Below are 12,407 nucleotides of genomic sequence, written 5' to 3'. Positions count from 1 at the left end.
GGTGCCTTTGGTTCCAATCCACGGAGAACACGGAGGATCACGGAGAAAAACATTTTTAGGCTTTTCCGTGTCCCTCCGTGACCTCCGTGGATGATAGTTAATAGGAGAATGCATGTTTCAAAGAAGAGACACACCCCCCCTGCCCGAAGTCCTGCGCACGTCCGGCAAGATCGAAACCGTCCTCGGACCGGGGATTTCCGTCAAGGGCCTCATCAGCGGAAAGGGCGGAGTCCGCATCGAGGGGGTGTTCGAGGGCAAGATCGACATCGAGGGTCCGCTGGTCGTCGGCGAGGCGGGGAAGGTGGTCTCCGAGGAGATCCGCGCGCCGTCGCTGGTGGCCGGTGGAACCCTGCAGGCGACCATTTTCGCCGACAAGGTCCAGGTCCTGCGCTCCGGCCGGATCTACGGCGACGTCACCACCGCGAATCTCTCCACCGAGGAGGGGGGTTTTTTGAAAGGCACGATTCACATGCCGGAAGAAAAGCCGGCGGCGCCGGCGGCGGCATCATCCGACGACACAATCCGCCCAGACCAGGCATCCACGAGGCCGAATCCCTTCCGCAAGTAGGGGCGGCCCGATGGGTCGCCTTTTTTCAATTCAACGGGTCGCATGTTTATTTTCATTCCATCGGGTCGCCCCATCAACTGACCCATCGGGGCGCCGGTGGAGGATGCCCCCGGCGGCGCGATACTCCCGCAAGATCAACCCATGAACAGCAGCGCGCCGAACGCATTGCCCAGGCTGTGCGAGATCCATCCGGGCAAAATCGAACCGGACCGGTGCAGCAGCCACCCCTGCACCCATCCCATGGCGAGTTGGACGATCAAGAGCGGCCACAATCCGGAGCAAACGGTGAGCAATGGAAGATGGGGAAGCAGGAAAAGCACCGCCTGGAGAAAATTCCCGGCGCGAAACCCAACCATCCGGATCAACATCGACCCGAGCAAGCCGCGGAAGAAGATTTCCTCCCCAAGGGCTGTGTAGAGAGCCTCGTGAATCCAAGCCGATAAAAAACCGGCCAACCCGATCGTCCACCCGCGGTATCGGGAGGCCGCCAAATTCGGATCGTTCAGGACGTGCTCCGGGATCAGCAGCCGGAGTAGTGGAAGCGCGGCCGCCGTCAGCAAGCCCAAGATCAATCCGGCGGCGAGGTATCGGAACGCCGCCCCGCGCCATCCGACTTTCGACAGCGAATCCCGCCAGGATCCGCCGCGCAGTTTGTAATAGGCGATCACCGCCAGGGAGGGCAGCGAGAAGACGATCGTCTGCACGGGAAAGTCCATCGTACCTCTCTTCCGGCGCCGGCCGATGCCGCATCGGACGACAAAAAAACTTTCCGAAGTCCCGCCACCGCACCATCAAGCGACAAAGCCGGGGCGCGGTCCAGAGCCTTTGCCGTTCATGAAAACAGGTATCTCCTCAGCCTCCCCCTCATCCGCCCTTCGGGCACCTTCTCCCAGCCCTACATCTACGGATGAAATTATGCATTTGTTGAAAGCCCTCCAGCTCAAGCGATAGGCTGTGAGAATGTATCCCGGAACGCATGTCCCGCGCTCCGCACGGGACAGTGACGGGAGGATGGGATGAGGGGGGGAATAATTGGATGGTTTTTCGTCTATTTTTCAATCCTTGTATCATGTTGAGCAAATACGAAAAAGGTGCGTTTTTGCGGAATGGTCCGCATGTGGGAAAGAAGCCTCTCCCCCGCCACCCCCTGCGGAACCGGAGAAGAGTGATGGGGGAGAGGCGGGGGCCGGATCTGCTCAGCGTTCCCGCACCACCACCGTCTTGGCCAGCAGGTCGAACCAGCGCTGCCGCTTGGGTTGCAGTGCGAGAAACAGCGCTTCGAGCGGGAAGATCTCGAAGTAAAAGGAAAGCCGCCGCAGGAAAGCCTGCCAATAGGTGGGAGGCAAACCGTCCTCCGAGCGCACCCGGAGGCCCAGCAAGTACTTGCCGACCGTGCGGCCGAACCGCCCTTCGAGCAGCGGGAAGTAGGCGAGGATCATGGCGATGCAGGCGTTGGCGCCGATCAAGACCAGCACGATCAGGACGCCGCCGAGGACCTTCTCCGGCATCCCTTCGGGGTTCTGCGGAACGGCGTTGGCAAGCACGATCGTCAGCGCGGCGGCAAGCGCGGCGAAGCCGATGATGAAGACCATGTCCACCAGAAAAGCCGCCGCCCGGCGGCCGAAGCCGGCATACACCAGCGGGACCTCCTTCATGAACTCGGCCGCCACCTCGCGCGGATCGCCCATCCGCTCGACCAGCGTTTTCATGTCCTCTCCGCCGGCAATCCCCTCGCGCAGATGCGCCTCCAGGTCGGCCCGGATCCGTTCCCGGTCGCTCTCCGGAGCGTAGATCAGATCCATCACTTTGCGGACGTACTGTTGTGCGATATTCGACGGTGCCTGGGTCATTGGTTTTTCTCCCTTTCCATCAGCCGCTCAATTGCGGAGATAAATGCCTTCCATTCGGCGACGCGCGCCTCCAGGAATTTGGCGCCGGATTTCGTCAGACGGTAGTACTTGCGCGGCACGCCGCGCTCGAGCGTCTCCCAACGGGCGTCGATGTGGCCGGCCTTTTCCAGCCGGTAGAGGACCGGATACAGCGTCCCCTCCTTCAGACGGAACAGGCTTCCCCCGCGGGATTCGAGCGTCGAGACCAGCTCGTAGCCGTACATCTGCCGCTCGGAGATCATCTGCAGCAGGATCATCTCGAGCGTGCCCCGCTTTAACTCCTTATCGAAAGTTGTTTTTTCTTCCATAATATTTAGCCTCGCTAAGTATTATACATTGCTATGGCTATTTGTCAAGACTCATCGGCGAGTAAAGAATGTGGAAAAAACATCCCCTCTTTGCCGAAAAACGTCTCTTTTTTAGAGACTTTATATCCAAAACCATGTTATATTTTCACGGATAAGCGAACGGCCGTGCGATATGCCGTCCAGCGGACAGAAAGCCGTTGCCCATCCCGCGAAATCGGTGCATCGCGGCAATCTCATCCCGATATACCAGGAAGCCATGGCCCACAAAACCGACATCTCTAAAACCGAAATCGAACAGCTCGAAAAATCCGCCCCGCAGGAGATCCTCAAGTGGGCTTGCGCGAAATTCCGCTGCCTGTGCATCGCCGCGTCGTTCGGGAAAGACAGCATCGTCCTGCTCCACATGCTGCGCACCATCCGCCCCGACCTCGACGTGATCTACCTCAACACCGGCTACGATTTCCCCGAGACGATCGAATTCATCGAGAAGCTGCGCAAGGAATGGAAGCTCAACCTGCACGAATTCACCCCCCGGATCAGCGTCGAGGAGCAGGAGCGCACGCTCGGCGCGGACCTGTATCGCACCGATCCGGGCCGCTGCTGCGGGATCCGCAAGGTGGAGCCGATGGCCCGCGCTTTGCGCAACTACGACGCCTGGATCACCGGCCTGCGGCGCGACGAAACCGAGCACCGCAAGGACATCCGCGTGGTGGAGGTCGCCAACGACTTGGTGAAGATCAACCCGCTCGCCTCCTGGACCGCCGAGGACGTCTGGGGCTACATCCGCGCCAACAATGTCCCCTACAATCCGCTGTACGACAAGGGCTACGTCTCGCTGGGCTGCCGGCCGTGCACGCTGGCCGGCACCTGGGGCCGCTTCGAACGCGCCGGACGGTGGGCGGGAACCACCAAGGCCGGGGGCGAATGCGGGATCCACGTCAATTCGACGATGGCCGAGTACGGGGAGGCCTCCCCCGTCCCCGCAGAAAAAAGGTCATCGAAGAAATGACCGGCGAGGTCATCCGCATTTCGAGGGCGCGGGAGCACAATCTAAAAAACCTCTCGGTGACGATCCCCAAGAACAAGCTGGTGGTCGTCACCGGGCTTTCCGGCTCGGGCAAATCCTCGTTGGCCTTCGATACGCTGTTCGCCGAGGGCCAGCGCCGCTATGTGGAAAGCCTCTCCGCCTACGCCCGCCAGTTCCTCGGCCAGCTGCGCCGCCCCGACGTGGACGGGATCGACGGGCTCTCCCCCGCGGTGGCGATCGACCAGCGCGGCCTCAGCGCGAACCCCCGCTCAACGGTCGGCACCGTCACGGAAATCTACGACTACCTGCGCCTGCTCTACGCGCGCGCCGGCGTGCCCCACTGCCCGGTGTGCGGGCGGCGGGTGGAAAAGCAGTCCGCCCAGGAGATCGCCGCCGCCGTAGCCGCGTTTCCGCCCGGAACGCGCCTGGCGCTCCTCGCGCCGGCGGTGCGCTCGCGCAAGGGAGCGCACGAGGCCGCGATCGAGGAAATGCGCCGGGCGGGATTTGTGCGCATGCGCATCGACGGCCGCTTCCAGGAAACCGACGCCGAGCCCGGGCTCGACCCACACATTCCCCACGACCTGGAGGCGGTGGTCGACCGGCTGGTGATCCCCGATGCGCCCTCGGCCGAATTCCTCACCCGCCTGACCGATTCGGTCGAAACGGCCCTGCGCAGCGGCGACGGGTTCCTCATCGTCCACAACCTGTCCGCCGATCCGCCGGCGGATTCGCTTTTCTCAGAGCGCTTCGCCTGCCCTGTCGACGGGATCAGCCTGCCGGATATTCAGCCGCATTCGTTTTCCTTCAACTCGCCCCACGGCGCCTGTCCGGCCTGCCAGGGGCTGGGCTCGCGGCTGGAAATCGATCCGGCCCGGCTGTTCCCCGATCCGTCCCAGCCGCTGGACGAGGCGGTGCTCTCGCTGTTCGCCTTCGAGCGCGAGGAAGGCCAGCGTTCGCAGTCGCTGTGGATCGAATCCCTCGCCGCCCGCTTGGGATTCGATCCGGAATCGCCGGTCGGGCAGATCTCCCCGGAACGGATGCGGCCGGTTCTTTACGGAACCGGAGCGGAGAAGATCCGCGTCGAGTTCCCCGCGCGGGACGGCAAACGCTCCTTTTTCGAATCGCCTTATGAGGGGCTGATCCCCTATTTGCGGCGGCGGTACGAGGAAAGCGCGAGCGAAACCTTCCGCGGAAGGGTGGAAAGCTTGATGCGCGAGCGGGTGTGCGAGGATTGCCGGGGGAAGCGGTTGCGCAAGGAATCGCTGGCCGTGACGGTCGCCGGCCGCAACATCGTCGAAATCTGCGATCTGACCGTCTCCGGCCTGCGGGCCTGGGTGGAGGAGCTGCGCGGCGCAGACGTCCTGCGCGGGGAGGAGGGCGGCGCCGTCCGGCGCGCGGTGGCCGCGCCGATCCTCGCGGAAGTGGGCCACCGCCTGGAGTATCTTGAGGAAGTCGGCGTGGGCTATCTCGCCCTCTCGCGCACCGCCGCTTCGCTTTCCGGCGGCGAAGGCCAGCGGGTGCGCATGGCGACCCAGATCGGATCGCGCCTGAGCGGCGTCCTCTACGTCCTCGACGAACCCTCGCTCGGCCTGCACCCGCACGACACCCGCCGCCTGCTCGCCAGCCTGCTGCGCTTGCGCGGCCTGGACAACACGGTGCTGGTGGTGGAGCATGACGAGGAGATCGTCCGCACCGCGGATTGGATAATCGAACTCGGCCCGGGCGCCGGGCCGTTGGGCGGCGAGCTCACGGCGCAAGGCACCCCGCAGGACCTGCAGAAGAAGGGCGCTTCGCTCACCGGCCGTTTTCTGAAGGGCGAATTCCGCTTCCGGCCGCCGAAAAAGCGCCGGGCGGGGAACGGGGACTTCTTCACCGTGGGCGGCGCGCGGGCCAACAACCTGAAGAATGTGACCGCGCGCATCCCGCTCGGCATGCTGGTCTGCATCACCGGCGTTTCCGGATCCGGAAAATCGTCCCTGCTCTTCGACGTGGTGCTGAGGGCGTTGGCGGTCGATCCGCCCGGGGAAGGGCCGTGGGATTCAGTCGCCGGGCGCGAGCACATCGACAAGGTCATCCCGATCGACCAGACCCCCATCGGCCGGACCCCGCGCTCCAATCCGGCCTCCTACGTGGGCTTCTACGCCGAACTGCGCGAGCTGTTCGCCGCGCTTCCGGAATCCAAGGTCCGCGGATACCGCCCCGGCCGGTTCTCCTTCAACGCCCGCGGCGGGAGGTGCGAGGCCTGCCAGGGCCAGGGGCAGGTGGAAATCTCGATGCAGTTCCTGCCGGATGTGTTCATCCCCTGCGAGGTGTGCGGCGGGGCGCGCTTCAACCGCGAGACCCTCCAGGTGCGTTTCAAGGACCGGACGATCGCCGACGTGCTTGAGCTGACGGTCGATCCGGCGCGGGAGTTGTTCGCCGCGTTCCCGGGCATCCTGCGCAAGCTCGATACGCTCCACGATGTCGGGCTGGGCTACATCCGCATCGGCCAGCCGGCGACGACGCTTTCCGGCGGCGAGGCCCAGCGGGTGAAGCTCGCCCGTGAGCTGGCGCGCCGTTCCGCGGGCCACACCTTCTACATCCTCGACGAGCCCACTATCGGCCTGCACGCCGCCGATGTCCGCGGCCTGATCGACGTGCTGCAGCGGCTGGTCGGAGAAGGCCACACCGTATGCGTGATCGAGCATCACCCCGATATCCTCGCCGCCGCGGATCACCTGATCGACCTCGGACCGGAGGGCGGCGATTTGGGCGGACGGATCGTCGCCGAAGGAACACCCGAACAGGTCGCACAAGCCGACACCCACACCGGCCGGTTCCTGCGCGCCCTGCTCGCGCGTTCCTCCGCCGGGCCGGTGAAGGCGGCGAAATCCCGCCCGTCGGCCAGTACCGCCCGCTCCAGACACGGATAACTCTCCGGTTCGGCCCGGCCGCGACCATCCCGCGATGACCATCCTCCGCTTTCCGCATCCCTTGAAGTTCTCCAAGGATATCCACCGAGAAACGGCTTTGCGCCGCTGCCGCCTCGCGGAATGCCGCGGCGCCTGCTGCCTGCACGGCGTGTGGGTGGATCCGCTGGAAAAGAACGACATCCTCGCCAACCTCGAATCCATCCTGCCATACATGCCGGAATCGCGGCGGGATCCGCGCGCCTGGTTCGGGGAGCAGCGGGAGCGGGATGATTTCTTCCCGTCCGGATGGGTTGTCGCCACCGCGACCGTTCCCAATCCCGCGCATTACGGCGGCACCGAATGCATCTTCCTCCGGGCGGATTGGCGGTGCGCGCTTCAAGCCGCTTCGCAAGCCGCCGGGTATCATCCCTGGCGCTGGAAGCCGTTCCACTGCATCATCCACCCGATCACCTTCGAGCAAGGCCAGTTCACCATCGCCTCCGACAAGGAGTTGCTGGCGGAGGAGGGCGGCTGTTTCCGCCAAGGCGAAAAAATCCTCCGGATGTCGGATTGCCTGGCGGACGAGATCGCCTTCTTAAAAAGCGTCGGTGGCAGGGATAGTCAGGTGCGCGAAAATGGGGTATCCGACTTTGCAGGTTGATGAAAAAGGCGGGTGCTGTCAAAGGCATTTTTCAGAACCCTGTTAGCAACTTGTCTCGTGAATTCGTTGAATATCTGAAAAGGCAAGAGAAGGGGTCATGCCCGCGCCTGCCCTCGCGCCTGCCCTCGTGAAGCGAGGGAAGCGAGGGAAGCGAGGGAAACGGGGTGTATCCAGCGGGCATCCACCCTGGATTTGGGCTAAAAACACCCCCGGCGAAGAACGCGCCGAGGGCCGGCGCGGGGATGACAACACAACCAGAAGGCAATGTTTCAATGGATCAATCGTTTTTCCGCTTTCCAGTCAGCCCCTTAAACCATCAGAATATTGAAAGGTTTTTTCGGGAAATATAATCCGGTTGTGTCTGCTCACCCCGATGTATGAATTATATAAATGTCCGGAAAAACCAGTTTTCATTTTCCCCTCATCCCATCCTTCTCCCAGCCCATCCCCCGAGATTGACGGTTTTGGTTAATTACGTTCTTTTTTCCGCCGTTGTCGGCCTGGGAGAAGGCGCCCGAACCTGTCCCGGAGCGATGCGACAGAAAGGCGGATGAGGGAGAGGCTGAGCAAATCCATTCGGTTTTGGTAATAACCCCGGAGCGATTGAAGCCGGGATCCGGCGGTTTCCGATGATGCCCCGGATGCCGACATGACGATCACCGGTCGAGTAGTTACTTCTTTTTTACGGCGCCGCGGCCTTTTTCCCATTATGATCTGATCTTGCCGGACAAATCACCTGTTTCCCGACCTCCCAATTCCACTTCCTCCATTCCTTCGGATGGGGACGGTTGCGGGGGCGCCGATGGTTTTCCGGCCTTTCTCCCGCCAAGGCAACCATCTCCGGAAAATCAGGAGGCCGTATGGGCTTGCTGGAATCAAAATCCATACTCATCACCGGCGCCGCATCCGGGATCGGCAAAGCGGCCGCGGAAGCGATGGCCCGCGAAGGGGCGTCGGTGACCCTGGCCGACCTTTTGGACGCCGAAGGAAACGCCGCGGCCGAAGCGATCGTCCGCGGCGGCGGCCGCGCCCAATTTGTTCATTGCGACGTGACCCGCGCCGATCAGGTGGAGGCGGCGGTGGAAGCGGCGGTGGACGCCTTCGGACGGCTGGATGCGGCTTTCAACAACGCCGGCCTGGAAGGCGAGTTGGCGCCGACGGCCGAGTGTGAAGAGGCGAACTGGGACCGCATCCTGGCCGTCAACCTCAAGGGAGTCTGGCTGTGCATGCGGGCCGAGATCCGGCGGTTCCTCGAGCAGAAGGGCGGCGGCGCGATCGTCAGCACGGCCTCGGTGGCCGGGATGGTCGCCGAGCGCGGGTTCCCGGCCTACGCCGCCGCCAAAGGCGGCGTGATCCAGCTTTCGCGGACGGCGGCGGTGGAATACGCGGCGCACAACATCCGCATCAACGTCGTCTGCCCCGGATTGGTGGATACGCCGATGGCGGCGCGGACGCTCAAGCGCATATCGATCGGGGCGATGGTCCCGGACCCGGCCCGGCCGCAATGGCTCGAAGCCGGGATCAACGGGGTCATGCGCTGGGAGCCCGCCGGCAGGGTCATGGCGCGCATGTTGCAGCCTCTCGGCCGGCCCGGCCGCCCGGAGGAGATCGCCGCCGCGGCGGTGTGGCTGTGCTCGGATTCCAGCTCCTTCGTCACCGGCCAGATGCTGGTCGTGGACGGCGGGATGACGGCGGCGTAGGACGGCCGCGCAGGCCGCCGTTCTTCCTCCCCCCAAGAACACGTCCCCCCATTCCCTTCGGAATGGGGGGACCACAGGGGGGCGGGCCAGACCATGATCCTGAGAGATCTACCGCTTGAGGGAACGGCGCCCCCCATGGTACAATGCCGCCCGTTTCCTCGAAGGCACGCCCCCATCGTCTAGTGGACCAGGACGCGGCCCTTTCAAGGCCTAAACCGGAGTTCGAATCTCCGTGGGGGCACTTGCACCCGGAGGCGGAAGACCGAAACGGTCTTCCGCTTTTGCATAGGCGGTCCCCTCACCCTGCCGGAATACGACCAGCTTCCCCTCTTGCAGAATAATCCGGGTGAGGGGGAAGGGATGAGGGAGGTACGGGAGTATACTTGTTCTTCGATTCTCCAATTTCGTACCGTCAGGAACCATCGAAAGATCCGAAAAGCTCCCCGCCCCGGTTCCTCTGGGGATCAGGAGGCCGTATGGCAAAGGCGGACAAGCGGAAACTCGGCGTGCTGACCAGCGGGGGCGATTCCCCCGGGATGAACGCGGCCATCCGCGCCGTGGTGCGAACCGCGCTCGACCGCGGCCTGGAGGTGTTTGCCATTACCGAAGGCTACCAGGGCATGGTCGACGGCGGAAACGCGATCAAACCGATGGCTTGGGATTCGGTCGGCGGGATTCTTCAGCGCGGCGGGACGGTGATCGGCACGGCAAGATGCGCGGATTTCCGCACCCGCGAGGGCCGGCTCAAGGCCGCCTTTAACCTCGCCGCCTACGGAATCGACGCCCTGGTGGTCATCGGCGGCGACGGCAGCCTGACCGGGGCCGACATCTTCCGCCGGGAATGGCCCTCGCTGCTCGAGGAGCTCGTCCAAGGCGGGAAAATCGGCAAAGAAACCGCCAAACGGCATCCATACCTGACGGTCACCGGCCTGGTCGGATCGATCGACAACGATTTCTACGGCACCGACATGACCATCGGCGCCGACACCGCCCTGCACCGCATTGTCGAGGCGGTCGACGCCATCTCCTCCACCGCCACCAGCCATCAGCGCACGTTCGTTGTCGAGGTGATGGGCCGCCATTGCGGCTACCTGGCGCTGATGAGCGCGCTGGCCTGCGGCGCGGACTGGGTGCTGATCCCCGAATCCCCGCCCGACGTGGACAACTGGGAGGACAAGATGTGCGCGGTGCTGGCGGCCGGCCGCGCCGCCGGACGGCGCGACACCACCGTGATCGTCGCCGAGGGAGCCACCGACCGCGATGGCAAGCCGATCACGAGCGCCTATGTCAAGCAGGTGCTCGAGGAAAAGCTCGGCGAGGATTGCCGGGTGACGATCCTCGGACACGTCCAGCGCGGCGGTTCCCCGAGCGCGTTCGACCGCAACCTGGGCACGCTGATGGGCCACGCGGCCGTCGAGCAGATTGAACGCAGCACCGCCGACTCCCAGCCGATGGTGGTCGGTTGGCGCGAAAACCGCGTCGCCTGCACACCGCTGATGGAATGCGTGGAAAAGACCCAGAAGGTGTCGCAAGTGGTGGCGGCCAAGGATTACGAACAGGCGATGGCCCTGCGCGGCGATTCCTTCAAGGATACCTTCCGGACCCTGCGGACGATGGTGCGCTCGCTGCCGCATGCGCCCAAGCCCGGCCTGCGCAAGCTGCGGATCGCGGTCCTCAACTCCGGCGCGCCCGCGCCGGGGATGAACACCGCCGTCCGCTCGGCCGTCCGGCTCGGGCTCGACAAAGGCCACACCCTGCTCGGCGTGCGCGGCGGGTTGCAGGGGTTGATTAACGGCGACATCCAGGAGATGAACTGGATGAGCGTCAACGGCTGGGCGCCGCGCGGCGGATCGGAGCTCGGCACCGGGCGCAAAGTCCCGGCCGGCAAGGAGCTGTACGCCATCGCCCGCAACATCGAGGAGCTCGACATCCACGGCCTGCTGATCATCGGCGGCTGGTCCGGCTATGAGGCCGCCCACCGGCTGTGGAAGGAGCGCGAGAATTTTCCGGCCTACAATATCCCGCTCCTGTGCATGCCGGCGACGATCAACAACAACCTGCCCGGCTCCGAGCTTTCGATCGGCGCCGACACTTCGCTGAACAACATCGTCGAGTCGGTCGACAAAGTCAAGCAGTCCAGCGGCTCGCTCCATCGCTGTTTTGTGGTCGAGGTAATGGGCCGCTACTGCGGGTACTTGGCGCTGATGAGCGGCATGGCCACCGGCGCCGAGCGGGTCTACCTGCACGAGGAGGGCGTCACCCTGCAGGACCTGGAGCAGGACCTGGAAAATCTCAAGGCGGGTTTCGAGGGCGGAAAGCGGATCAGCCTGATGATCCGCAACGAAAACGCCAACCCGCTCTACACCACCGCCTTCATGTACGCGCTGTTCGAGGAGGAGGGGCACGAGCTGTTCGACGTGCGCCAGGCGATCCTCGGCCATCTTCAGCAGGGCGGGAATCCCTCGCCCTTCGACCGGATCCAGGCCACGCGCCTGGCGGCGCGCTGCATCGAGCACCTGACCGACCTGCCCGAATCGGACAGCCCCCCGGCGATGTTCATCGGCATGCAGCGGGGAAAGACCCAATTCTATAATCTCGAGGATCTTCCGCGGATGGTCGATCTCCCCCTCTCGCGCCCCAAGGAGCAGTGGTGGATGGACATGCGCGGGGTGGCCAAGGTGCTCTCCAAGCCGGGCCCGAAGAAGGAATAATGCGGGGCGGATTGCCCCGGGCGCATACAACCCGCCTTGGGCAATCCGCCTCTCCAGTTATTTATGGAAGAGAGTAATACTTTATTATGATAAAGGTATATCCGATGGTAATCACAAGCAGGATTATCCCCCACAAAGAATGGAAGACCATCGACGCCGGATAGAAGAGCTCTTGATGTTCTTCGGCAATCGATTTCATCGTTTGGATCACTTCGGTCAGAAGGGGCTGTTTCTCCGGAGGATCGATTTCCAGCTTGGATGTTCCGAACATGCCGGAAATCGAGGTTTTTATTATTGCGTTGGTGTCTACCAACTCGAAATCCTCAAACCTTTCCCGATATTGCACATGGTTCAATTCCAGCGCCCGGCGCACGAGCTCCAGCACTCTTTTATTGAATCCGACGATCGTATAGGAAGCCTTTTGTTTGGAGGATTGCCTGACATAGAAGTAAATGCCAACAATAAGGATAATCCCCTCGAACAACAGAGTCGGAACCAGACACTCAAGGTTAGGGTTTTGACCCAAGCGTTCGAATAAATGGAGGGTATTTAGCAGAATGATAAAAATTGCATTTTCCGGCCTAATCCGGCCGCCCGTTTCGGAGTTATCCGGCCGGTGATTCCGGAGTTATCCGGCCACCCATTCCGGAGT

General features: G+C 63.2%; 10 protein-coding genes and 1 tRNA gene. 7 read left to right on the top strand and 4 right to left on the bottom strand.

Going from position 1 to position 12,407, the window contains the following annotated elements; all coding sequences use genetic code 11:
* Positions 1-112: 112 nt before the first annotated feature.
* Positions 113-568 (top strand): polymer-forming cytoskeletal protein, encoded by a 456-nt coding sequence (locus JW929_10020; GenBank protein MBN1439734.1) that lies wholly within the window; start codon positions 113-115, stop codon positions 566-568.
* Positions 569-702: 134 nt separating this feature from the next.
* Here JW929_10020 and JW929_10015 read toward each other — a convergent pair whose 3' ends face one another.
* From JW929_10015 to JW929_10005, 3 genes are all read right to left on the bottom strand, one after another.
* Positions 703-1,284 (bottom strand): CPBP family intramembrane metalloprotease, encoded by a 582-nt coding sequence (locus tag JW929_10015; GenBank protein ID MBN1439733.1) that lies wholly within the window; start codon positions 1,282-1,284, stop codon positions 703-705.
* Between the two features lie 480 nt (positions 1,285-1,764).
* Positions 1,765-2,418, bottom strand: coding sequence for an RDD family protein (locus JW929_10010; GenBank protein MBN1439732.1), 654 nt, complete (start codon positions 2,416-2,418; stop codon positions 1,765-1,767).
* Complete coding sequence (locus JW929_10005) at positions 2,415-2,765, bottom strand: helix-turn-helix transcriptional regulator (protein ID MBN1439731.1); 351 nt, start codon at positions 2,763-2,765, stop codon at positions 2,415-2,417. Before JW929_10005 ends, JW929_10010 begins: the two co-directional genes overlap by 4 nt.
* A 256-nt stretch (positions 2,766-3,021) precedes the next feature.
* On the opposite strand from JW929_10005, the gene JW929_10000 reads away from it, so the two are divergent.
* The 6 genes from JW929_10000 to JW929_09975 all read left to right on the top strand — a co-directional run bounded on the left by JW929_10000 (position 3,022) and on the right by JW929_09975 (position 11,755).
* Positions 3,022-3,774, top strand: a complete 753-nt coding sequence (locus tag JW929_10000; GenBank protein ID MBN1439730.1) for a phosphoadenylyl-sulfate reductase — start codon at positions 3,022-3,024, stop codon at positions 3,772-3,774.
* A complete protein-coding gene (uvrA, locus tag JW929_09995; protein ID MBN1439729.1) occupies positions 3,771-6,704 on the top strand; it encodes an excinuclease ABC subunit UvrA in 2,934 nt (977 codons plus the stop codon). Before JW929_10000 ends, uvrA begins: the two co-directional genes overlap by 4 nt.
* 97 nt (positions 6,705-6,801) lie before the next feature.
* Positions 6,802-7,344, top strand: coding sequence for a DUF3109 family protein (locus JW929_09990; protein MBN1439728.1), 543 nt, complete (start codon positions 6,802-6,804; stop codon positions 7,342-7,344).
* A gap of 860 nt (positions 7,345-8,204) precedes the next feature.
* Complete coding sequence (locus JW929_09985) at positions 8,205-9,044, top strand: SDR family oxidoreductase (GenBank protein MBN1439727.1); 840 nt, start codon at positions 8,205-8,207, stop codon at positions 9,042-9,044.
* A gap of 168 nt (positions 9,045-9,212) precedes the next feature.
* Positions 9,213-9,285, top strand: a tRNA-Glu gene (locus JW929_09980).
* A gap of 235 nt (positions 9,286-9,520) precedes the next feature.
* Complete coding sequence (locus JW929_09975) at positions 9,521-11,755, top strand: 6-phosphofructokinase (protein MBN1439726.1); 2,235 nt, start codon at positions 9,521-9,523, stop codon at positions 11,753-11,755.
* A 61-nt stretch (positions 11,756-11,816) separates the two neighbouring features.
* Here JW929_09975 and JW929_09970 read toward each other — a convergent pair whose 3' ends face one another.
* A complete protein-coding gene (locus tag JW929_09970) occupies positions 11,817-12,140 on the bottom strand; it encodes a hypothetical protein (GenBank protein MBN1439725.1) in 324 nt (107 codons plus the stop codon).
* Positions 12,141-12,407 lie beyond the last annotated feature (267 nt).

The sequence above is a fragment of the Anaerolineales bacterium genome, from assembly GCA_016928575.1.
GTDB lineage: Bacteria > Chloroflexota > Anaerolineae > Anaerolineales > RBG-16-64-43 > JAFGKK01.
The sequence above is the reverse complement of the archived record's forward strand: the minus strand, read 5'-3'. Positions and strand labels throughout refer to the sequence as shown.

What these genes read in the sequence shown, in the direction of transcription:
- JW929_10015 (MBN1439733.1), bottom strand. Translation starts at nt 1,284, where the DNA reads ATGGACTTTCCCGTGCAGACGATCGTCTTCTCGCTGCCCTCCCTGGCG.
- JW929_09985 (MBN1439727.1), top strand. Translation starts at nt 8,205, where the DNA reads ATGGGCTTGCTGGAATCAAAATCCATACTCATCACCGGCGCCGCATCC.
- JW929_10005 (MBN1439731.1), bottom strand. Translation starts at nt 2,765, where the DNA reads ATGGAAGAAAAAACAACTTTCGATAAGGAGTTAAAGCGGGGCACGCTC.
- JW929_10000 (MBN1439730.1), top strand. Translation starts at nt 3,022, where the DNA reads ATGGCCCACAAAACCGACATCTCTAAAACCGAAATCGAACAGCTCGAA.
- JW929_10020 (MBN1439734.1), top strand. Translation starts at nt 113, where the DNA reads ATGTTTCAAAGAAGAGACACACCCCCCCTGCCCGAAGTCCTGCGCACG.
- JW929_10010 (MBN1439732.1), bottom strand. Translation starts at nt 2,418, where the DNA reads ATGACCCAGGCACCGTCGAATATCGCACAACAGTACGTCCGCAAAGTG.
- JW929_09975 (MBN1439726.1), top strand. Translation starts at nt 9,521, where the DNA reads ATGGCAAAGGCGGACAAGCGGAAACTCGGCGTGCTGACCAGCGGGGGC.
- uvrA (MBN1439729.1), top strand. Translation starts at nt 3,771, where the DNA reads ATGACCGGCGAGGTCATCCGCATTTCGAGGGCGCGGGAGCACAATCTA.